The 22,991-nt window shown below is 39.3% G+C and carries 20 protein-coding genes and 1 pseudogene; 17 read left to right on the forward strand and 4 right to left on the reverse strand.

Annotated elements, in window-relative coordinates:
• Window positions 1-59: 59 nt before the first annotated feature.
• From ACM2FC_RS01775 to ACM2FC_RS01790, 4 genes and pseudogenes are all read left to right on the forward strand, one after another.
• Window positions 60-283 (forward strand): annotated as a pseudogene (locus ACM2FC_RS01775) (IS1-like element transposase); the annotation flags it as partial.
• A gap of 277 nt (window positions 284-560) precedes the next feature.
• On the forward strand, window positions 561-1,355 hold the full coding sequence (locus ACM2FC_RS01780; protein WP_498479107.1) for an endonuclease: 795 nt from the start codon (window positions 561-563) through the stop codon (window positions 1,353-1,355).
• Window positions 1,356-1,431: 76 nt separating this feature from the next.
• Window positions 1,432-1,659 (forward strand): DUF294 nucleotidyltransferase-like domain-containing protein, encoded by a 228-nt coding sequence (locus tag ACM2FC_RS01785; RefSeq protein WP_498479108.1) that lies wholly within the window; start codon window positions 1,432-1,434, stop codon window positions 1,657-1,659.
• Window positions 1,660-1,796: 137 nt separating this feature from the next.
• Window positions 1,797-1,985, forward strand: coding sequence for a hypothetical protein (locus ACM2FC_RS01790; RefSeq protein WP_498479109.1), 189 nt, complete (start codon window positions 1,797-1,799; stop codon window positions 1,983-1,985).
• Between the two features lie 598 nt (window positions 1,986-2,583).
• Here ACM2FC_RS01790 and ACM2FC_RS01795 read toward each other — a convergent pair.
• Both ACM2FC_RS01795 and ACM2FC_RS01800 read right to left on the reverse strand, forming a co-directional pair.
• Window positions 2,584-3,552, reverse strand: a complete 969-nt coding sequence (locus ACM2FC_RS01795; RefSeq protein WP_498479110.1) for an SDR family NAD(P)-dependent oxidoreductase — start codon at window positions 3,550-3,552, stop codon at window positions 2,584-2,586.
• 91 nt (window positions 3,553-3,643) lie between these two features.
• Window positions 3,644-4,492, reverse strand: coding sequence for a helix-turn-helix domain-containing protein (locus ACM2FC_RS01800; RefSeq protein WP_498479111.1), 849 nt, complete (start codon window positions 4,490-4,492; stop codon window positions 3,644-3,646).
• A 54-nt stretch (window positions 4,493-4,546) separates the two neighbouring features.
• Between ACM2FC_RS01800 and ACM2FC_RS01805 the strand changes: the two genes are divergently transcribed.
• The 3 genes from ACM2FC_RS01805 to ACM2FC_RS01815 all read left to right on the forward strand — a co-directional run bounded on the left by ACM2FC_RS01805 (window position 4,547) and on the right by ACM2FC_RS01815 (window position 7,375).
• Window positions 4,547-4,690: a hypothetical protein gene (locus tag ACM2FC_RS01805; protein WP_498479112.1), complete on the forward strand. Its 144-nt coding sequence runs from the start codon at window positions 4,547-4,549 to the stop codon at window positions 4,688-4,690.
• A gap of 470 nt (window positions 4,691-5,160) precedes the next feature.
• Window positions 5,161-5,553, forward strand: a complete 393-nt coding sequence (locus ACM2FC_RS01810) for a hypothetical protein (protein WP_498479113.1) — start codon at window positions 5,161-5,163, stop codon at window positions 5,551-5,553.
• A gap of 202 nt (window positions 5,554-5,755) precedes the next feature.
• Window positions 5,756-7,375, forward strand: a complete 1,620-nt coding sequence (locus ACM2FC_RS01815) for a phosphoethanolamine transferase (protein ID WP_498479114.1) — start codon at window positions 5,756-5,758, stop codon at window positions 7,373-7,375.
• Window positions 7,376-7,441: 66 nt separating this feature from the next.
• On the opposite strand, the gene ACM2FC_RS01820 is transcribed toward ACM2FC_RS01815, so the two are convergent.
• Window positions 7,442-8,449, reverse strand: coding sequence for a bile acid:sodium symporter family protein (locus ACM2FC_RS01820; protein WP_498479503.1), 1,008 nt, complete (start codon window positions 8,447-8,449; stop codon window positions 7,442-7,444).
• An 84-nt stretch (window positions 8,450-8,533) separates the two neighbouring features.
• On the opposite strand from ACM2FC_RS01820, the gene ACM2FC_RS01825 reads away from it, so the two are divergent.
• The 10 genes from ACM2FC_RS01825 to ACM2FC_RS01870 all read left to right on the forward strand — a co-directional run bounded on the left by ACM2FC_RS01825 (window position 8,534) and on the right by ACM2FC_RS01870 (window position 21,748).
• Window positions 8,534-9,313 (forward strand): AraC family transcriptional regulator, encoded by a 780-nt coding sequence (locus ACM2FC_RS01825; RefSeq protein ID WP_498479115.1) that lies wholly within the window; start codon window positions 8,534-8,536, stop codon window positions 9,311-9,313.
• Between the two features lie 429 nt (window positions 9,314-9,742).
• The gene (locus tag ACM2FC_RS01830) at window positions 9,743-10,888 is read left to right on the forward strand and encodes a hypothetical protein (protein WP_498479116.1); all 1,146 of its coding nucleotides are present in this window, start codon (window positions 9,743-9,745) and stop codon (window positions 10,886-10,888) included.
• The gene (locus tag ACM2FC_RS01835; protein ID WP_498479117.1) at window positions 10,885-11,652 is read left to right on the forward strand and encodes a YciK family oxidoreductase; all 768 of its coding nucleotides are present in this window, start codon (window positions 10,885-10,887) and stop codon (window positions 11,650-11,652) included. Before ACM2FC_RS01830 ends, ACM2FC_RS01835 begins: the two co-directional genes overlap by 4 nt.
• A gap of 1,325 nt (window positions 11,653-12,977) precedes the next feature.
• Window positions 12,978-13,877, forward strand: coding sequence for a LysR family transcriptional regulator (locus ACM2FC_RS01840; protein WP_498479118.1), 900 nt, complete (start codon window positions 12,978-12,980; stop codon window positions 13,875-13,877).
• A 47-nt stretch (window positions 13,878-13,924) separates the two neighbouring features.
• Complete coding sequence (locus ACM2FC_RS01845) at window positions 13,925-14,818, forward strand: LysR family transcriptional regulator (RefSeq protein ID WP_498479504.1); 894 nt, start codon at window positions 13,925-13,927, stop codon at window positions 14,816-14,818.
• Window positions 14,819-15,182: 364 nt separating this feature from the next.
• Window positions 15,183-16,049, forward strand: a complete 867-nt coding sequence (locus ACM2FC_RS01850; RefSeq protein WP_498479119.1) for an HpcH/HpaI aldolase/citrate lyase family protein — start codon at window positions 15,183-15,185, stop codon at window positions 16,047-16,049.
• Window positions 16,050-16,058: 9 nt separating this feature from the next.
• Window positions 16,059-17,420 carry an acetyl-CoA hydrolase/transferase family protein gene (locus ACM2FC_RS01855; RefSeq protein WP_498479120.1) on the forward strand — a complete coding sequence of 454 codons (1,362 nt, stop codon included), beginning with the start codon at window positions 16,059-16,061 and terminating at the stop codon, window positions 17,418-17,420.
• 11 nt (window positions 17,421-17,431) lie between these two features.
• Entirely contained in the window at window positions 17,432-18,496 is a 1,065-nt protein-coding gene (locus tag ACM2FC_RS01860) for a hypothetical protein (protein WP_498479121.1), read from the forward strand.
• A 68-nt stretch (window positions 18,497-18,564) separates the two neighbouring features.
• Window positions 18,565-20,313 (forward strand): alpha-keto acid decarboxylase family protein, encoded by a 1,749-nt coding sequence (locus ACM2FC_RS01865; RefSeq protein ID WP_498479122.1) that lies wholly within the window; start codon window positions 18,565-18,567, stop codon window positions 20,311-20,313.
• Between the two features lie 583 nt (window positions 20,314-20,896).
• The gene (locus ACM2FC_RS01870) at window positions 20,897-21,748 is read left to right on the forward strand and encodes a hypothetical protein (protein ID WP_498479123.1); all 852 of its coding nucleotides are present in this window, start codon (window positions 20,897-20,899) and stop codon (window positions 21,746-21,748) included.
• Window positions 21,749-21,842: 94 nt separating this feature from the next.
• Here ACM2FC_RS01870 and ACM2FC_RS01875 read toward each other — a convergent pair whose 3' ends face one another.
• Window positions 21,843-22,757 carry a LysR family transcriptional regulator gene (locus ACM2FC_RS01875; protein ID WP_498479124.1) on the reverse strand — a complete coding sequence of 305 codons (915 nt, stop codon included), beginning with the start codon at window positions 22,755-22,757 and terminating at the stop codon, window positions 21,843-21,845.
• Between the last annotated feature and the right edge of the window lie 234 nt (window positions 22,758-22,991).

A 22,991-nucleotide genomic window follows, 5' to 3' on the forward strand; every position in this document is an offset into this window, starting at 1 on the left:
TTGCCGGTCGTGACTCCAACTCGTTGATATATGCACAATCCAATATTTAAGAAATAGTCATGGCTACCATCGAACTACCCTGGCGATTTTGTGAACAAACTAAACCTGTAAGAAAACATGGAACAGATTATACCGGATACCAACGCTTCCGTTGTCTAGATTGAAAACGCACGTTTCAGCTGGATTATGCGTATGAACCATGGAAACCTGGAGTAAAAGAAAAATCGTTGATATGGCGGTGAATAGCGCGGGGTTACGCGATACTGGTTGTGTTCTGAAAGTGGAGTAGATGCTATTGCCTTTTACATGTAAAGTTTTGGGTTGAGGTTAAGAGGTTGTGAAATTTAAGTGACAAAATGACCATATCTTTACTTAAATATGATAGACACAAAATAAATATACTTCCTCAAAAGGTAGAGTACGTTGAGTTCATCAATAGAGCCTCTCAAAAGAGAGTTACCTCTAAAATTCAATATAATCCCACCAATCACACAAACAAAGATACTTGAAATACGTGATAATAATTATAAGCATGCGATTTAAAAATCAATTGGGATACTATGAAGTTAGAAAAAATATGTTTCACCATCATTTTGATCGTTTCAGTACCGGCTTTCGCGAAAAATGATTTTGGGGTTCCCACATTCTTACCGGCGTTAACAGTGAATAATGTCAAAAATGACTCATTGAAAGTAGCAAAACGCATAATGCAACAGGATATTTACACGCAACCTTCGGATATGGTGACCCTGTATTGCGGTGCAAAATTTGACGCTGACAAAAACGTGACTCTACCTGATGGTTTCGATACATCAAAATACAAAAGTAATGAGGTCAAGTGGGAAACTGAACATGTTGTCCCTGATGAGGCTTTTGTTAAAAATTTTGAGGCATGGAGTAAAGGGAATGCGCTTTGCTTGGATAGCGAAGGCAACCCTTACAAAGGTATAAAATGCGTAACCAAAGTCAGCGGAGAGTATCGATTGATGCGAGCCGACCTATATAACCTTTATCCAGTCATTGATTCAGTGCATAAACATAGACGAAATTACAGCTATGCAATGCTGCCAAAGGATAAATCTAGTTTTGGAGCGTGTGGTATGCGGATTAATGGTAAGAAAATTGAACCGCCTATTAGATCTCGCGGTCAAATAGCTCGAACCTATCTTTACTTTGATGCTGTCTACTCCAAGTACTCGATGAACTCAGCTGAAAAGAAACTCATGGAATCATGGAACGATCAGTTCCCTGTATCAAAGGCAGAATGTTTGCGTGCTGCTGCTATCGAAAGCTTTCAGGGAAACATCAACCAGTTTGTAGACCAACAATGTAAAGACCTTGGTTATATTCAATAGTAAATAGGCACTTCTCTGCTTTGTCGAGTCTAAATCACCAGTTGAAGCGTGTGTCCTTTTTATGCTCAAGTAGCAGTTGATTGCATTAGCTGAGAGTGCACTTGGCCCAGCACCATGCAAATATAGCTGGATGGCGGCAGGCTCTCACGCGCGAGGTGATATTCATCTTGGCTCAGACCAAGACAATGCGCTTATCATTGAAGATGGTGCAATGGAAAATCAGCGGACCTATTTTAGCCACTTCGCAATGTATGCTTGCAAAGGCTTGGCTGAATGTGGTTATAGCTTGTGTAACTCTTCATAGCACTGCCCCTATTTGCTTTGGGCTTTTTTATTCTAGCAGGGCAGCCAACTTTAGTCGTAGGGCGACGGGTTAAGCTTGATTGTAGGTGAATTTCTATGTAATGTTTTTGACTGTATCTTCACAACGTCGAGGTGCATATGAAATCCAAACTAGAAAAAAAAGCGAAGGCAGCAACGCATAGTGTTAAAAATACCGATCATGTTGCTGAAGCTATAAAGAAGAAATTACTGGCTATGGGTTGCGGTTTTAAATGCCGCACAATAAAGCGCTCTGGAAATGTCGAATTTGCATTCATACCAAAGCAAAGAACGGTGGTCCATAGATAGAGCGTTCCAGATGTTCACTCCGTGATAGCGAGGGTTGAACATCTGGATAGCACTTCGAGGTTATGATAAATATCTCCTACCGCTCTTAGTTTAATCTTCAAGAATGCTATCTCCTTTGAATTCTTTAGACAGTTCAACCAGTTTTCTTTGGAAAAAATTTTCCCTATGTATGGAGAAAATGAGGAAAACGAATAGTAGGATAGATCAACACTCCTCACAGAGCTCCCACCCTTTGTCCTTTCGAAGCCCATTTCAACCATTCCGACAGTGTCACCGACAAGAATGACTGCTACGCCAGCAGATTCAGCGTTATAACAGTAAGTACTCCGGGCATGCCCGAGGGAATCTATTTTTACTTGGGTCCATTCTTAAAAAGCGTGGAGCTAAATGTGTCGTTCGTAGGTCAAGACCCAAATTACTTCTAACTCATTGCGGGCCAAAATCACGGATGTAATCAGGCTGTGTCGTTTTGTTATTCTAAGCACTTCAATATTAAATCGATTGATCCAACTCGGTATGCCCAATAGATACCGGGTGGCCTAATAATATTAAAAGAGCGAGTGAGTTGTGCCAACAAAACCGCACTACAATGCCAATATCAAGAGCTAACTGGAAAGGGACCAAAGTGCTTTTGTAAGTAATTGAAAAGCTCATTTCTCAGGAGCTGGTTGGTGAAGTCGGGGTTCATCGGCTTTTGATCAACAAGCTTACCTAAGGCTTTCTCTTCAGGCGCTCCAATTAAATCACCAGAACTGCCTATTTCTCCCGTCAAGGCTTGAACACATTTTGCCGCAGCCAGTTCAGGGGGCTGGGCAAGTCCGAAAGCTGTTGCTATAGGAAAGGCGATATGTTTAGCTAAAAACCTACCGAGAAGACCGGGTTTATGGTCGAGTCCTTGAGTTCCGCTAGTGAGACCAGGTGAAAACCAAACATACTCTCTGCAACTATCAATTTCGGCTAGTTTGACAGAAATGAGTGCGCTGACCAGTTTTGAGACGGCAATGGCATTCATGCCGTGATAAGGTTTATTTGCGCCTCTTTCAATGTAGTTTTGTAAATTTTTGATCGAGTGAAAACTAGGCTTTTGCATAATTGGCTTTACTCCACGAGCTCCCTCACCGCCAGCAAAGATAACTCGGGCATTTTCAGCCAATAGGCCATTTTCGATCAAATATTGAATAAGCAGATAACCACCAATAGCGTTTTGGAAAATAGTTTTTTCTATTTGTCCTTCAGGTGTTGCAACAAACTGAAAGTTTTTTTCAAAAAATACGCCTCCAACTTGAACAAAAACAACATCAAAGGGCATATTCGTCGGCAACGCAGAAACAGATTCTCTTAGCCGCTCTGCGTTTGTCATTTCATAGCCTCCGAAGCCAGCTATATCTGTATTTGCGATAGAATATGAATCCAATCGTTTTTTGCAATCTTTGGCTTGTTCATCGTGCCTACAAGTGATAGTCAATCTATTGGGGGCATGAACGAGTATCTGTTTACACGTTTCAAAACCTATCCCGCCATTTGCACCAGTAACTAATATTGATTTACCTGTCAGTGAAGATCTCATGTCTTTTCTCCTTTGCTCTTAGTAAAGACCAGATTAAGCGTGGAGCAGTTTCTTGGCTTGAATTATTAGTTCAAATTTTTGCAGTATTCGCTCAATTTGATTTTCGGATGTACGAAGGTGGATATCGATAGTGTTTCTTGAAGGTTCGGGAGAAGTAGCTCAAATCTTCAAATCCACATTCCAGTGCAATGTAGGTCAAGCTTTCGTTACTATTTGCGATGAGTTTTTGAGCTTTTTCAAGGCGTTTCGATATTATATATTGGTTTGGACTGGTTCCATATATCTGCTTAAATCTGCGATTGAACGTAGATAAACTCATTCCACATAAAAAAGCGAGCTCACTGAGGCTGATGTTGGTAAATAAATGCTTTTTAACCACTTCTTGTAGCTTGTACACTGAGCTAGTAAAGAGTTGACTAAGTAAGTCGGTAATTGATTGATTTTGATCGGCTAGCAGAATAAGTTCAATTAACTCTTTTATTTTCAATGGCACAATTGTGTCGGATAAAAATTCTGGGTTGGCGAAATATCCATTTAAGTTTGCAAAATAGTCTAATAAAACAGCCGAACTAGGGACCTTGATGGCCGAGTGTATAACGGGTTGTAGTTTTCTAGAAAACTGCTTTGGAACATTGTCATTATATATTACAGACAGTATTTCTGTTGATAGCTGAAAACCGATGATTTGGACCTGTTCGTTTTTTTCACTCTTGTGCCAAGTGTTAACGAAATTGTCAGACTTCATTAACACCGTATCGCCTTTTTTTAATTCCAGAGTGTTGTTGGCACATATCAATGTTGAGTGGCCTTCTAGCACGTGGATAATTCTTGCTTCGTTTGTAAGTTCATCTTGATAGCGTAGAGGAGGGACAAATACTCTTTTAGCGAATGCAAAATGCTTCTGTAAATAAAACCCTAAGAGTTGATCATGCTTGGACATGTGGTCTCGGAAAGTTTTTATGATTAGAGATCTATTTAAGCATAGGTACCGCCAGTGAACAAATGCAACAAGTATCTTGAGGTCAACCAGAAGCAGGGTGATAAAGCGGAGCATTCGCAGAATAGTGAAGGAGTGAATGGCAAAGAAGGACATATCTCTGGCTCATCTTATTTTGACAATGGACAGTGTAAGTGTTGAATAATGTTTTTTCTTAGGCTATCAGGTGCTTTGATGTATAAAATTTTAATAAATATTAAAGGCTTTAATGGGTTATACTGGTACGTAGGTCTGTTTTCTGTATATATAATAATTAGTGTATAGCATATATATTTTCTTCATTGGTTAAATCATCTACTTTCTTTGGTTTGGTTAATAGTTCCAGTGTTACTTGTTTATGTGTTGTTTGCTAGGAATTGATCAAATCTTTTGTGATCACCAAGCAATTCTGTCCCACTTCACGACGCTAAAAAAAAGCTCCAACGTAATCCTTAAATAAAGTGGCCCAAGCTTCTCACTCTTCGGCTACTAAATTTAGCCATCGCAGAAAACCTGTACCGTATGTGCACCAGGGTGTCGCATTTACTTGCATTCTAATTGTGTAAATTTCCCGGTAACCTCAAGTGATTGTTAAATATAAGTTTTCATTACTTCAAATCAGAGGGAATAGTATGGTCCGTGTTGCGCAAGTTTTATCAATCATTTTTGTTGCTGTCTTAGGAGGAGCAGGTGTTTTTACTATGTTCAATCCACATGTAATCAGTGAAGCAAGCGGATTCAATGCTATATCTGAATACGGAATTACCAATGTGAGAACATTAGGTGCACCAACGTTAGCAATGGCAATCATTACCGCAATTGGTGCTATCAAGAAGGAGTGGATTCTGATTTTGCCAGCATCGCTTTACTTTTTACTTAACGGGACGTCACGTGTTATCTCTGTGATTGTAGAAGGGTATGAGCCAGTCATGCTAAAAGGTCTGCTGCTCACATTCTCATTGTTTGTACTATCACAGTTAGCATTGCATACCTTCCGTCGTTCTACAGTTTCGAAAAAGGCATAAGCACAAATAAAGGTTGTCTTTCGACAAATTAAACAGCTTGAAAGGCAGTACGGTTTAATTGCACTGCCTATTTTTTATACCCAAAATTGCATTATGTTGCATATTAAAATGATGTGGGTATTTTTAATTATTGGTTTAAGTGAATATTTTTTCTCGGTTGATATAATTATTCTCATATATAGCTGCCATGTAGAGGTTTAGTTTGTCTCCGAGAAAAATTTCTAGTACGTCTTATATTGTTCTTCTCTCTTTGTATTTTGCTGCTTTCCAGAATCTTGCATTATGGGATCATATAGAGAAATTAGTTTCAGTAGAGTCTGTTAAAGCTGGCTTTCTTATCTCGTTACCTATTTTCGTTTTCGCGATCATGTTCGTGCTGTTTACATTCGTTGTTTGGCCGTACATTTATCGCATCTTAGTAGCTGCTCTCGTTTTGCTTTCTACGTTAGTGACATACAGTATGTTCAACTATGGCAACTATTTCAATTACGGAATGATACAGAGCGTATTCGAAACAAACACCGCAGAATCAACCAGCTATTTGTCTTCTTCTTTACTGCTGTGGTTCGTTTTATTAGGCGTGATTCCCACTATCATTTTTTGTTATTTCCTCAAGCCTGTATTTAACCGCTCAATAGTCAAAACGTTATTTATTAAACTGTCGGGTATTTTTACTGCGATAGTTGTATGTGTATTTATCGCCTTTTTCTATTATAAAGACTATGTCTCTTTCATACGTAATCACAGTGAACTAAAGTCACTTTTAAACCCAACTGACTACATTACTTCCACCTATCGTTATGAGCATTATGTCTATGTGGATAGTCAAATTCCTTTTAAGCAGATTGGTCTTGATGCAACCAATACCCACATGGGCAAACAAAAAAATATTTTGGTGTTGGTCGTTGGTGAAGCATCTCGTAGCATGAATTATTCGTTAAATGGCTATCAAAGAATCACTAACCCTGAGCTAGCAAAACGAGATGTCATCAGTTTCCAAGATGTCAGCTCTTGCGGAACTTATACGGCTTTGTCTGTTCCGTGTATGTTCTCGGATATGAATAGATCGAATTACAATGCCACAACCGCTCAACACCAAGATAGCCTAGTGGATATTCTTGCTCATGCTGGATTAGATGTATCTTGGAGGGAGAATGACGGGGGATGTAAAGGGGTGTGTGATCGAATACCACATGTTGAGATGACCGCGAAAATTGATCCTTCATTATGCCATCACGGGACGTGCTACGATGAAATCATGCTAAAAGGTCTGAAAGAAAGGATAGCGAATGCAAAACAAGACACGGTTATTGTCATTCACCTGATTGGTAGCCACGGGCCTACATACCTAGATCGCTATCCGCCACAGTTTGAAAAATTTAAACCAATTTGCAATACAAGTAATATTCAAGACTGCAAGTCCGAGCAAGTTAGAAACACCTACGACAACACGATACTTTATACCGACCATATATTAAGCACTGTTATCGATACTCTTAAAGAGTCAGGCAGCAATGAAAATACCGCCATGTTTTATATTGCTGACCATGGTGAATCGTTAGGGGAGAATGGGATATATCTTCACGGGCTGCCTTATGGGATAGCACCGATAGAACAAAAACGTGTCCCCATGATAGTTTGGCTATCCAAGAACTTTCAATCGGACAATGATCTGAATGTAAGCTGCCTGAAGAAAGAATCTAAGCAAACAGGGACGTATTCTCAGGACAATTTATTTCACTCAATCTTGGGCTTAATGGATGTGAAGACTAACCTGTATAACGCAGATTTAGATGTATTCAGCCAGTGTCGGGCAAAGTAGTTTGAATGAGTGAAACTAAAGATAAAGCGCAAGTTACTTCGGCTTGCGCTTTATCTTTTTTAGCTATTAGCTGGTGGAGTCTAAAGTGTCTTGGTTTGGCATTTTTCTCGCTGCATATTTGTTCGCTAAAACCGCGCAGTAAAATATTTGAATTGGGTGATAGAGCATAATAGGCAATAAAATCATACCCAGCTGAGGGTTGGTGCCAAAAATGACCTTTGCCATTGGTATGCCTGCCGCTAGTGACTTTTTAGTCCCACAGAATAGAGCCGAGATTTCATCTTCGGTATTAAACTTCAGTTTTCTGCATATCCAAGGGATGAGTGTGGCGATACAAAGCAGCACGACGATACATACCACTATCGAGATAGCTAAAGTGACAATAGAGAAATCCGACCAAATGTGTTGCACAACGGAGTTAGCAAAAGCGTTAAAAACGATCAATAAGATCACGACTTTATCCACTTTATTGACAACTGCTTTGTGGCGCTCCATGAACTTGATTAAAAATGGTCTGACTAATTGGCCGACAATCATAGGTAAAAGCAGCATTTTGGCGATAGCGAGAATGGTGCTGGCTACAGGCACATGGCCACTTTCTGCGCCCATAAAAATTTGTACAAAGAAGGGAGTGATGAATACGCCGAGTACGCTCGACAACGAAGCATTAAAAATCGCGCCCGGAATATTGCCTTTTGCGACACTGGTCATCGCTACAGAAGAGGAAATGGTACTTGGCAACGCAAATAGATAACTAAAGCCGAACGCCAAAGCTGCTGGGAAGATGGCGAGTAAGCCGTGACCAAATATGAGCCATAAGATAGGATAGGCCACAAAGGTCATGCACTGAACCAAGATATGCAATCGCCAATTCTTTACCCCTTTCTTGATGGCTGAAGGCGACAGCCCAATTCCGTGCAGGAAGAAAATGAGTGCAATACCAAATTCAGTCACAATGTCTAAGTGGAGTACACCGTGGCTTTTACCCACATTTGGAAATAATGCGGCAAGGATAATTGCTAGCACCATTCCTACTAGAAACCACTCTTTTTTAATCGTTTTTAACACGTTTATTCACTCTTTCTTGATCAGTTTGGCAAATATTGATGTATAGATTAATATTCCTACAATTTCTCACAACCGATAATAAGACAAACTATGTCGAGTAAAAGACAAAAACGGCCTATTCCAAACTTAGATCAGCTTCCCAGAGCAATCTATGCGAGACCGGAAAGTTGGGGGCCAGAAGGACGGTTGACTGATTGGCATAGCCATAAATGGGGACAGTTTAGCTATGCAGTTTTAGGCGTGTTAACGGTTTCAACGGAGCAGGCTAGTTATGTTTCTCCGCCACAGTACGGAATTTGGATCCCAGAGAATACGATTCATAAAGTAGAATCTAATGTGGCCGCAGAAATGCGCAGCTTATACATCAATATGGATGCCTTGGAAGGTGATAGGTGGTTGCGGCCGTTTACTTGCGAAGTATCAACCTTGTGCCGTGAATTGATTGTGCGTTTTTGCCAGAATCCAGCTGAGTATGAAAAAAATTCAAAGGAAGAACGCTTAGCACAAGTGATGATCGACGAGTTATACCAGCAGCCAGAAGTCGCGACCGATCTTCCTATGCCCTCGGATCATCGTCTCGTCTTGATCAGTGAGTTGTTTATCGCCGACCCAAGTTGCTCAAAGGACATAGCCCAGTTAGGAAATAAAGTTGGCTTGTCCGGCCGAAGTGTGAGCCGTTTATTTAAACAGGAAACAGGATTAACGTTTCAACAATGGCGACAAAGGCTTAGGCTGTCTGCGGCGCTCACTTGGTTAGAAGGCGGAATGAGTGTTACTGAAGTTGCAATTAATTGTGGTTATGACTCTCTTTCAGCTTTTGTCGTCGCATTTAAATCTCAATTTGGTCAAACCCCCGGGCAAATGTTTTAAGCAAATCATATTGCAATGAAACAGCATCAACCTGAAATAACTTAAACCAGCCTCGTTACTCTGTCAAAATATTGCTATTTCTGTGGTTTAGAAGATAAACGCTATAAGAACGATTAAAGAAATACTTATTAACCTTAATTATAATTTTATTAGATTTGTAAATACTTTCCAAGAAAAAACATTATATTAATTTATTATTCCATTATTTTTTGTAATAAAAAATTCATCTTATGCTTGTTTAAAAGTTTGATGATAATTTAAATTTGTATGAAATTAGAAAATATTGATTCATAAATTACTATGAGATCGTTCAAATATATTCTAATACAAAACTCATAATAGCTTTTTGATGGTGGTATCAGAATAATTAATGACTTACGTTGGAGTCTCACTTGCTCGTGGTTTTTATTGGATGAAAGGAGAATTTGCATGCCATCATGGAATAACAAATGGAGAAATTTCGATGAAAGATTAGAAAAAACGATTAATTTTATTCGAGATTCCAATCCGAACGTAGCATTAAAAATTTATCAATGGGGTGAATGTTGCTCCGAGTTTGAAATAATTAAGGTAGCTGAAGCAATACATATACCTTTCAAAGCTGGCACTAAAGACCAAAGACTTTATCGCAGAGCCATCATTTTGTTGAGGACTGCTTTATTGCGCCACGATGTATCTAAAGTGTCTAATGAAGTTAAGGCTATGAATAGCAATAAGCTCAAGGAAACATTTCATACCTACTTAGTCCAATCCGCTCAACATAACTTTCAGTTACCGTCGGCACTAAAATACTACAAGCTAACGACCGAGAAATATAAGACCAATTTTTTGGATAAACAGATAAACCTAAAACATAGGGAGATTAGCGCTTTAAGGGAAAACTTAGCGACAGAAATATATCTGCCAGTGGATGATAAGGACGATGGAGACATGTGGGCCACCACAGATTTTATCCGAAAGAATTTGGCAATGGATAATTACAAGGAAACAACGACCAAAGGAGGGGACTTATCCAGTTTAAATTCCGGTGGCGAGCTTTTTATTATAGGACATGGCAATCTTGGTACTGGCGTTGGCACCCATAAAGAGAATTATGGCTCGACAGCACTGGTTAATCTGTTGATCAAAGACCACCTGAAGAAGACTCCTTCCCACCGTTTAACTATTTATTTATTCACATGTTGGGGGGCAACTCATACCCGTCGTGCCTATGGTGGGTTAGGTAAGAGAGAGCCTTATGCTCGTAGGTTTGCCCGAGCGCTTGCTCAGCAAGGTTTTAACAACGTTACTGTTGTCGCATTTGCAGGAGGAGTCTCGAAAGGAAACGTAGCTCAAAATGTGGCCTACAAACCAGACGTTGAACCAGAGTTTGCAATCAATATCTATGACGAGCATTTTTTTAGCGTTTATGAAGTAGATAACAGAGATTACAACCGTGTACACGGTTTTGACTGGACAACGAAAGCTAAGCCGAACAAAAGCAGTGTTAAATTTTGGAAAGGCTGGTGCAACTTAACTGTGCAACCTAGAGGTGGACAATATAACAAAGAGCTAGAAACGGAGGACAATAAATGAAGCGCACAACGAACTATTCTATTTCGGAGTCATCTCTTACTGGAAAAACGATTTTAATCACAGGGGCTGGTGATGGTATTGGTAGGCAAGCTGCTTTGAGTTATGCAGAATATGGTGCAACGGTGATTCTACTAGGAAGAACGAAAAATAAGCTGGAAGAGGTTCACAATACAATTAAAGGTGCTGGGTTTCCTGAAGCACATATTATCACCCTAGATTTTAGCTGTGCGAATAAGTTTGACTACATGAACTTGGCTAGCACTATAGAGAACAAATTTGGTAAGTTAGACGGTGTATTACACAATGCAAGCATATTAGGAGAGCTGACGTCATTTGAGCTGATATCAGAGTCAGAGTTCGACGATATTATGCAAGTCAATGTCAAAGCCCAGTTTCTCTTGACTCAAGTGCTAATCCCTATTCTTAAGCGTTCAAAAGATGCGCGATTATTATTTACCACGTCGACAGTCGGACACATTGGCCGCCCTTTATGGGGTACCTATTCCATTTCCAAGTTTGCAACAGAAGGGACAATGCTGCTGCTTGCTGAAGAGCTATCAGAAACGTCTATTCGTGTAAATGCTATTAATCCAGGAGGAACGCGTACCAACATGCGGGCTCAGGCTTTTCCTACCGAAGACCCAAACTTACTAAAATCACCCAAAGATATTATGCCATTATATCTGTACTTGATGGCACCAGAAGGTATTGATGTCCATGGTCAGTGTATTGATGCACAACCAGAAAGAAGTAAGAAAAAATAGTCGTACCAAACAAATTTTTCTATATTCCTCCAAATGAAACCACTTTTTATGAAGGTGGTTTCTTGCCATTAATACCTGAGATTTATTACTTGGATAGATGAAGGCGTTGGCAACCATTAAAGCATTATCGATTACCTGTTATCAATAACACTTTAATGGTTGCTAGGATTATATTAAATAAAATTATGAATTAAATGTGTAACTCAATTTTTTATTGTCCTTCATATGGTTAAGTTAAGGTAGGTATATTAATTTATGCGAAGTATCGCTATTTTTTGTTTTCTGATAGAACTATTATTCTTTCGTTTTTTTCTGCTTGGATTAAATAAATTTATTTCATTATTGGTTCAGTTTTCATTAACTAAGTTATATTTTTATTTGTTATATTTTGGGAATAATTCCAATAGATTTAATTTATCATTGAATTTTGTAGAATATATAAATATTGTATGGGGTGTAAGAATGGAAAAAGAAAACCGTAACAAATTTATTATGCTTAGAAATATTGTTGTTGAGTGAAATGGACCCTGCCACCGCTGAAGAGCAATTAGCGTATGTTTCGGTCGGGTTTTTTACCACTTGGCTTTTTGATGTCATAACCAAAGCAGTTAGGGCGGCAGAAAGTTAATAGTTTACATTGAAACCATACTCGCCCAGAGAGTGCTGAACTCTCTGGGCGATCTGACTTACTTAACCTCAACTTCGGATAAGCTAAGCCACTCAGCACGGCTCTTTAAGCGCCTAACAGCTATAAAATCAACGCAATAGACTCGCTATTGTCTTATGATTTTGCCTTGTAATCCATCTTAAATAGCCGCACAGAGTTATTAAACTTTATATCTAATTGAAAGATTGGGTGTTGTTGACTTTCTTATCCAAACCTGAGGTTACTTAGATTGCGGTTGAGAAAACTCGATTGAAAAGTAGTTATTAACGTTATTTTGCTAATGAAATCGCCTTATAGGTCGATAAATCTAATAAAGCAGTAAAGGAAATAAGCACTTATGGACAAGGAAATATATTCATTAAAGCACTTATCGCAGCATCAGCTAAATCAATATACTGACTATTTGACGGATTTAATTTTATCTCAACAACTTCGATGTTCTGCTTGCAAAAGTCTAAGACAAATAAGTAATCAAGCTCATGTTCGGTTAAAAAATCGTCAACTAAATTAGGTTAAATTGCGTCGACCCTTGGGTATGTGATTCGTGTACAGCAATTTTAACGATCCTGTTACCTTATTCTTGAATCGATAGTTTTGTTAGTTATCTTTTTTGGCAGTATATTTAGTCATTAGCTTTTGAATGGGTGGTTCTTATCCAATGATGCACATACCTTATTTTCTGGCCGTTGTTGAGTGTGGAGGTTTCAGCTTAGCGGCGGAAAAGTTAGATTGCGCAACGTCCACAGTGACACGATACATTGACAGTTTTGAAGAGGAGCTGTCAACGAAGCTGTTTGTTCGAAGCACCCGAAAAGTCGTTTTAACCAGTGAAGGGAGTATCGTTTACGAGCGTGTTAAAGGTTTGTACGCAGATTATGAGCAAGTTAAATCAGATATCTCACGATACAATCACGATATGGTTGGCCATGTGGAGATTAATGCCACCCCATGGATTAGCGAATATCTTCTATCACCTGTTATATCGGAAATTATGAGAAAATGGCCGAGGTTAACATTTAGTATCATAAATAATTTAGAAGCGCCAGCCCCGTCTATTTCTGAGAGCGATATCTACGTGCACGTCTTTAAGGAGGTGGATTCATCACTAATTATGAAGCCTGTCTCTAGCCCAAAATATATTTTGTGTTCAAGCTATAAATACCTAGAAAATTCACCAGAGATCATAACGCCAAATGATCTAGACAGTCACAATAGGTTGGTATTTTCTAGAAATAATCGGCCAAGTAATTGGTCTTTCGAACACCTTACCACTGGTCGTCACACCGAGATACAAAACTCTAAGCCAAAACTTAGATGCCAAGACTACCGCGCGATATATCAGGCTTGCGTCAATCATGCAGGAGTGGCCCTGTTGCCCAGTAATTTAGCTGAAGTTGGTTTTAAAGAGAAAAAACTAGTTCAAGTGCTCAGTGCTTATCAAAGTACCGGAATTTATGGTGGTCAAGGCATCTATATTGCTTATACAAAAGAAAGTATCCGTATACCAAGAAATAAGTTTGTGATTGATTATTTTATTAATAACATGCCGGAAATTTAATATGCTACTTAATGAAATAAACTAACCAAGAGGAATGATTTTCGATGATGCATATACCTTATTTCTTGGCTGTTGTAGAGAGTGGTGGTTTTAGCTCTGCTGCGGAAAGGCTAAATTGTGCTACATCAACGGTGACTCGCTACATCGATAACTTCGAAAACGAATTGTCTACAAAACTGTTTGTTCGGAGTACACGAAAAGTCATGTTAACCAGTGAAGGACAAGTTATTTACGAAAAAGTAAAAGATATATATGTTAATTACGAAAAGCTTAAGTCTGATATTTCACAATATAATAAAAATATAGCAGGTCATGTTGAGGTCAATGCATCGCCATGGATAGCGGAAAATTTAATCGCCCCTTTGTTGGCGGAAATAATAACACAATGGCCTGGCCTAACTTTTAATCTAACTACTAATTTAGAAGCACCAGATCCTTACATATCAGAAAGTGATATATATATCTATGTATTTAAGCAGAAGGACTCATCTTTGATCATGAGGCCAATGCCGGGCCCAGAATTTCTTTTGTGTGCTAGCCCTGAATATATCGAAAACTCTGCATCGTTACACACTCCTTTCGATTTAGATAGACATGATAAGTTGGTGATAGCTAGAAATAGAACAATTAGCGAGTGGACGTTTAAGCATCTTATTACTGGCCAGTGTACCGTTTTGAACAATCGCAACTCAAAGCTTTGTTGTCAAAATTATCATGTTGCTTATCAAGCTTGTACAAATCATGCTGGAGTTACCTTGTTGCCAAGGAATTTAGCCGAAGTAGGTTTTAAGCAAAATAAACTTGTTCATTTATTGCCAGCCTATAGTGTTAGTACAATTTCAGGAGATCAAAATATTTATATTGCTTATACCAAAGACAGCAGCCGGGTGCCGAGAAATAAGTTGGTCATTGAGTACCTGGTTAACAATATAGCTATATGATTATTGTTTTGATGAAAGGCTTTTCATTAAATGGTACCTAAGTTTCCAAAATCGAAATGTTAACAACTTTTCTTCTGATTTTCTGATTACTCCTAACTAACCGTAGAAAAAGTCATTTGCCTTCCTCTTGTGTTCATTGAGTTATATCTTTATTTATCATTATTTTAGTATCAGATGAAGTGATACTTACGTTCAAACTATTATCTGAAATGATAGAGTTTTGATTACTCCTTTATTTCGAAAACTGTTTCTAATCCATGCTGTTTTTGTGTCTAAAAGGTTGAGATATGGTTGTTATTAATTCATCGGATGAATAATAACGACAGGGACAAAAATCTAATCTTACAAAACCAGGGGTTATGTTATGAGTGTATTAATGTTAGAGCATTGCAGTTCTGCTCTGTTTACGCCAGCAAACAAAATTGACCGGTACGAAAAGTCTTCCAACAATCCAAATGCGCAAGTGGTGGTGCTCGATCTAGAAGATGCGGTTGCATTGCCCTATAAGGATGAAGCCAGAGAAATCTTGATTGGGTACTTAAAAACCAAAAAAGTTATTCCGGCTGATCATCCCATGATCACTGTCGTTCGAATTAATGCGATCAGTACTCATGCGGGATTGAAGGACATAGTTAGCCTTGTAAGGGAAAACGTAGTGCCAGACGTGGTGTTCTTGCCTAAAGTTCAAAACGTTCAAGAGATAGAACTATATTCTGAGCTACTTAATCAAGGTAGAGACAAAAACGTACAGTTTCTCGCCGCCATAGAAACGGCCGTTGGACTTGAAAATGCGCACCAAATTGCGGCTCACCCTGATGTAGTTGCGATTGGGTTTGGTGGTGCTGATTTGGCCGCTGACTTAGGTGTTGAGCTTGATTTTAGTAATACCTCAGTCTATCGAGCTAGGGTTGTTCAAGCGGCGAAATTCGCTGGAAAAGGCGCGTGGGATGTACCTTATTTAGACTTTCGTGATGAGGTAGGTTTACGTAAGGAAACGCAACAGATTAAAGCCATGGGCTTTAATGCCAAAATCGCAATTCACCCTGCTCAATTAGCGCCAATTAATGACGTCTTTTATCCAACTGTAGATGAAATTAATGAAGCGAAAGAAATTCTTATCACATTTAAACAAGCGAATGGTTCCGCATGCCAATACAACGGCAAGATGCTTGATATACCTGTGGTGAAAAAAAGCCAAGCCGTATTAGAAAAAGCCGGTTGTGAGTACTAGGAGATTGAGATGAGTCATTTTAATACCGAGCAAAATAGTGCTCAACAGCTATACGAAGAAAAACTAACCTCTGCTGAACAAGCAATTGAAAAATATCTACCTAGTGCCAAGTTTGTTACTTTTGGGTGCTATGCTAGTACGCCTGTCGCAATCAGTAAAGCCTATGCAAATGCAGCAAAAAATGGCTTATTTGATCACGCTATAGATACATATCTCTTCCGCAGTTCAGCCGAAGTTGTTAGCTACTTTAATGATCCCGAAGTGTTGAAAACCATCAAGCTTCAATTGCCTTTTATCGGTGGTGAAATCGGTACTTTGCTTAAAACTGCGAAAGATAACTTACAAAAAGTCCAATATCCTGAATTTATTCCGGGGCATTTTAGTCATATGGAATCAGGATTTTTGACTCAACAAGGCGATCCTGACGTGCACATGTTCCAAGTATCGCCAATGGATCAGCACGGCTATTTTAGCTTTGGGCTAGATGGCAGTTGGTCTATACCTACGGCTCGACGTGCCAAGCGCATCATCATTGAAGTGAACGAAAATATGCCACGTACCTTTGGTGATGGAATTTTACATGTTAGCGAAGTTGATGCCATCGTCGAGCACACCAGTGATTTGCTCGTATTAAAAAACAAGCCTGCAAAAGAAACTGATCATGCCATCGCTGAACATATTATTAATCACATACCAGATGGAGCATGCATTCAACTTGGTATCGGTGGTGTGCCCGATGCGGTTGGTAAATTTCTTTTAGATAAGAATGATCTAGGTATTCACACTGAGTTACTTTGCAGCTCTCAAATTGATTTGATACGTAATGGCAATGTGACGAACAAACTCAAGAAACTTCATCGTCATCACACAGTATTTAATGTGGCGATGTTGCCAAATCAAGAGTACTACGATGTGTTAGACAACAACCCTTCGATGCTTTGTTATCCAGCATCTTATGTTAACGATTCCAGTGTAATTGAAAAAATTGACAACATGATTTCTATCAACTCATTTGTTGAGATTGACTTGTTTGGTCAAGTGGCATCGGAATCTGTTGCATGGAAGCAAATGACCGGAACTGGCGGGCAGGTGGACTTTGTTCGTGGTGCCAGTAATTCACGAGGTGGTAAGAGCTTCTTGGCTGCACCATCGACCACTAAAAACGGTCAACTATCCAAAATTGTTCCACGTCTGAACAACATAGTGACGACGGCAAGAACTGACGTCCAACATGTCGTTACTGAGTATGGTTGCGCGAATTTAGCTGGGATGTCCAACACACAACGTGCCAAAACCTTGATTAGCCTTGCTCATCCAAGCTTTAGAGAAGAATTGACCGAACAAGCCAAAGTCATGGGTCTTATTAAATAAGGGGAAAAATTATGTTTAGTGCATACGCAAAAATTAATGAAAATACATATCGTGAAATCTTTGGCTTGGACTTCGAGCAGTTCGAGCAAGGGCAAATATTTCGTCATCGTCCTGGCATCACTATCAGCCAGCAAGACAACGTGGATGAAGCGACAGATACGATGAATTCTGCGCAGCTCCATTACGATGGTCACTATGCTTCACAAACTGAGTGGGTGAACTGCTTAGGCGTTAGTACGATGACTCTACAAAAAGTGATAGGGAGCAGCTGGAAGACCTTTGCACGGAAAGACCGAATTGTGGAATTCACTGATATCACAATGACCCACCCGGTATTTGGCGGCGACACACTCTATTCAGAAAGTGAAATTTTGTCCGTGGAAGATATTGATGATTCTGAATGTGGGCTATTAACAGTCCAGACTCGAGGGATAAATCAAAAGGGACAAACTGTCACTAAAGTGAATTATCAAATCCGCATCTATAAGCAAGGACAACATCCTTACTTTGGGCAATCTAGCTTTGATAGTGATCTCGCAGATGAAAAGTTTTCGGCATACAAGCTAGAAGAAGATGGTGCATTCAAGGAAACGGTTGGTATTTATTTTGAAGATCTAATACCAGGTGAAGTCTATCAGCACGCAGCGTACAAAATCATTCGTGAAGAAGAAGCAGTGGAGCATGCACAGCGCTCTATGGAGTGGAACCCGAAATACGTTGATCCAACTTATTACAACCAATTTTTCCCTGAAAAAAGCAAGGATGGCAATTGCCCTGTTGCAGAAGCATATTGGATGGGCGCAATGACAGCTTGCACGACGCGAACATTGGGCCGTGTTGTAGCGAATCTAGCATGGAAAAATATGAAACTTAATAGAGAGCTGTTTCCAGGAGAAAAACTGACTGTTACTTCTGAAATTATTGATAAACGTGAATCAAATTCTCGACCAGATCAAGGCATTGTCACGGTGGTAACGCGGGCTTTCGATAAAGAAGAAAGCGAAGTGATGTCATTTACTCGTACGTTACTTGTTTATCGCAAAGGCAAAGGCCCTTATGAGAACGCTGGTTATTAAAATAAGGCTTTCGTGGTGAATCAATCAAAATAAGCAAGTGCCTTTGGCACTTGCAAAAGGTGGCAATGATGAATAAAGAAATAACAGTAATTGAGTATGTACTCGGCCAGATTAAAGAATTAGGTGTGACGGACGCGTTTGGTGTACCTGGAGATTTTGTTTATCCGGTATGCGATGCCATCATGGACGACAAACAGTTGCGCTGGGTTGGATGTTCTAACGAGTTAAATGCCAGTTATGCGGCTGATGGTTACGCGCGCACAAAAGGGGTGAGTTTACTTGTTACCACCTATGGCGCAGGGGAGTTATGTACATTTGGTGGTTTAGCTGGGGCACATGCAGAAAACTCTAAAGTGATTGCTCTAGCGGGCATGCCTGGTTTACAAGAGCAGGATGGGAAAAGTCGTTACCATCATATGGTTGGCGATCCTGTGCCACGCTATGATGTGTTTGTCGATATGATACGTCCACTCACGGCGGGTGAAAATAGCGCGGTTGTGATTACACCAGAAAATTGTGTGTACGAGACCCAGAGAGTTCTCGCAGCGATGAAATATTATTCGAAACCGATCTATTTAGCGTTTCCTCGTGACGTGCCGAATTCTCCTGTCATATTTCCGAAGACAGAAGTCAGTATTCCTCTTGCAAATACAAAAAGTGATCAAGACACTTTACAAAAAGCAGTAAAAGCCATTGTGGAGCGATTCATGATGGCTAAGCAGAGCTGTGTGTTGCCGGGCTACACCCTTCGTCGTTATGGTTTGGTTGAACCTACTCAAGCCTTAATTGAGAAGTCAGGTCTACCATTTGCAATGTTAAACCAAGATCGTGGTGTGCTGTCTATGCAGCATGCAAATTATATTGGAAGCTACAACGGCCATTGGACGGGATTGGCAGACTCAGAGGTCACTGATTGGGTTGAAAAGTGTGACTGTATTCTGGCGTTAGCAACGGAAAATCACGACTTCAATAATGGCTTCCACACCTTACGTTTTGATAGAAGTGGTTTGGTGAAGGTTACTCCTCATGAGACGATCATTGGTGAGCAGGTGTATGAAAATGTAGAAATGGCTGATGTTATTTCTCTACTTACCGAAGAGTTGAGTGATCAGTTTGTAGGAAGTTTCCCTCAAATAGAATCTGGAGAGGTCTCAATTGGCTTACCAACTGGACAGTCGGAAGATTTAATTGATTACGAGCCACTGTATCAAAGGTTACAAAAGTTCATTCGAGAGGGTGACATTATTGTGTCCGATACTGCGGTAGCCTCCACCTGCTTCTCTGCTAGGGCAGATTTACCAAAAGGTGTTGAGTTGGAGTCTCAAACGTCTTGGGGCGCGATCGGCTGGGGAACTGCTGCTCTACTGGGGAACTGTATCGCTGCTCCAGAACGCCGTTGCATTATTGTGTGTGGTGAAGGCGGGCATCAGATGACTGCGACGGAGATGGGAACATTTGACAGATATGGTGCAAAACCTATCTATATAGTGGTTAACAACGGAGGTTACTTTTTTGAGAGAATAACCAATCGTTATCCGGATGAAGACTATAACGATCTCGCTGATTGGAAATATTCTGAACTGCCAAAAAGTCTCGGATGTAACTGGTTAACTTGCCGCGCGACTAATTTAGGGGAGTTAGACAAAGCTCTAGAAAAAGCAGCTGATAGTGATACTGGAGTTTATATTGAAGTGGTCGTTCCTGCAGATAAGTTAGCTCAAGGAGCCGATTTTGTTTTTAGGGCTACGGGCCAACTATTCAATCAAGATGGCAGAACTTGGGAAACAAGAAAAAGCTCAAAGTCTACTAATAGGTAAATATTCAATACCAAGCGTTACCCTTTAAGGTAACGCTTCTATTCTGTAATCAGTAATAGAGTAAATCATGTAACCCATAAGTAATAAAAAAGGTAGAAATTACAAATTGAGGCGGTAACTTCTACCAAGTAGTATTAGATATAAATAATAGGCTTTAAATTACGAAGCCAATTTACATATGGGACAATATGTTACAAGGCTTACGATATCAAACTATAACCGGCATGTAGTGATTTATTTTATTTTAATGTGACTGCAATAACCAATTTCTCTACGCCCTATTTTCATTTCCTATAATCTTTGTATCTAGAACAAAAAGTTTCAGTTTATAGATTTAATGAATTATTTTCTTTAGTATCGATAATACTATTCTATTTGTAACTATAAGTGATTGGGTTTGTTTTTTATTATATTTTTCTTGGTTTTAGTGCAAGTCATTTTCTACAAGCCTTTGTGCTCAAGATAAAAGACTAACTAGCTCTACTTGAAACTTTTCTCTCTAGACATAAACTGTTTTTATTTGATTAATTAATATGATTTTTGATAGTTTAGGTGGAATTATTTTTTAATAGGAGAAGTTTATATGCAAAAAATAGCTATTCCCCTTGTATTAACAACGTTGCTTTCTGGCTGTGCTTCATACCAAATGCCAATATCGAAAGATGTAGCTCAACAACCTAAACTAGAAGTTGATATGCCGACGTTTACTTTATCAACTAGGCCAAAAATAGCTATTGGAGATAGGTATACTGGATCATTTGTTAGGCAAGTAAGCTATGCTCAGAAAAAAGTGAAGTATGACGGACCTTACCCTTTTGATTTTATATTTGATCTTCCTGAAAACGTTCAGCGTAAAGAAGAAAACTATCAATATGAGTTATATGAAAATAACATGGATAGACTTTACTTCTACCATAGTTCATTAAAACTGTCTCTATTTGATAAAAAGCAGAGTGTCAATTGGCAAGTGAATTGTGACTATAATGCCCATGTTGTGCAAAGAAAATTCACTTCTGATCCTGACAGTATTGGTACCGTTTATTTGCCTAAAAAGCCGATTAAGTGTGACATATTACAAGATGGAAAAAATGCTGGGAGCATAGTTCTTAAGCACAAAGCAAGCAAAGGTGATGTTGTATTAGATAACAATAAGTTGGAGTTTAAAGATATATCTCGACAAAAATTGCCTGTGGGAATCAGTTTCGCAGATAAAGGTAACGAAGTGGCGGCTTTCCAATTTCCTCAAGGAGTGTTTACCGATCAAAGCTCACCTGTGCTACAAAGTGTACCGAGTTTATCGTACCAGCAGAATGAGGCTTTTGTGCTTGCAAGCTTAACTCGTTATATCATTTATGCTTACAAGCTATATCCTTCCGCTTTACAGGTAGCAGATTTGCCTGAAGGCCATGACCAAAGACATGAACTGTTGAATTAGCAACTTCAGAGTTTCAAATATAAAAGGTTGGGTAACCTATTGAGTTGATAGGTTACCCAACCTTATTTATTTGGCACTTGTGACATGTTCCAGTTTAAGCAAAATTCGACTCTACATATTTCATTATGTCATTAACAATTGCATGAACCTTGGGGAGTTGTGAGTTTTCCTTGGTATAAACCATATGGATACCATGCTGTGGTTTAAATGTGCTGCAGTTGTAGTTCACCAAGACTCTTCTCAAATTACCCGCTAACACTTCTTTTTCTAACATTTGCTTAGGGGCCATAAAGATTCCACCGTGACTTAAACAGGCAGCTAAGCCGATGCTATAGATCGTAAATGACATCCATGCATCTGAAGTATCGACTTCGGTAAATTTATTGGAAGGTATATTTGTAAAATTCCAAGGCGCTGTTTTTGAGAACCTTGAAACACACAACAGACGATGTTGTTTTAAGTCTTCTAGCGTTTCAATTTTTGAATGTTGTGATAGATACTCGGGAGTAGCGCACGCCCACATCTCAGGGATACTGATTTCTCTCATGATGAGAGAGGAGTCTTCTGGTTTAGTAACAAAAAAATAAATATCAAAATCACTTAGATGGGGATCGATATACCCCGACTGATAGGTTAAGGAAAATTTTAGCTTTGGCCACTTTTCGGATATTTGTGGAAGTACAGGCGCAACGAAGTTCTCTAAGGTCCAATTGGGACCGTTAATCTTAATTTCTCCACCAATATTGTGATAACTCTGAGATACATCACTTTTTAATGTGTTGAATTGGTTAAAAATTTGTACAGCATGCTGATACGTTATCATGCCTTCCTCAGTCAAAGTAAAGCTTTTTGAATTGCGAATGAACAGGGGGGATGACAGTTCTTTTTCTAAGGCTTGGACATGTCTAGATACAGTGGAAATCGCACAATCGAGTTGCTCCGCTGCTGCGGAATAGTTACCGCACTCAACCAACTTTATAAAGTATGGAATACTGTCCATTGTAAACATTATTAAGCCACTCCAATCTGTTCGACCGTTTCACTATTTTATATCGAGATATCTTATTAGAACAACAACCAGGTTCGTTTGTGTCTTTGACTCTTTGTTCGAGATTGTAAAAGAGGTTTGAGCACTCTTGCCATATAATTCATATGCTAGGCTTATCTATCCCATGTCTAAACCTTTTTATATCTGCTTTATTTATTGTTTTCCCCCATACTCACTCCATTTAAGAATGTGAAA

The sequence above is a fragment of the Vibrio sp. A37 genome (assembly GCF_059777565.1).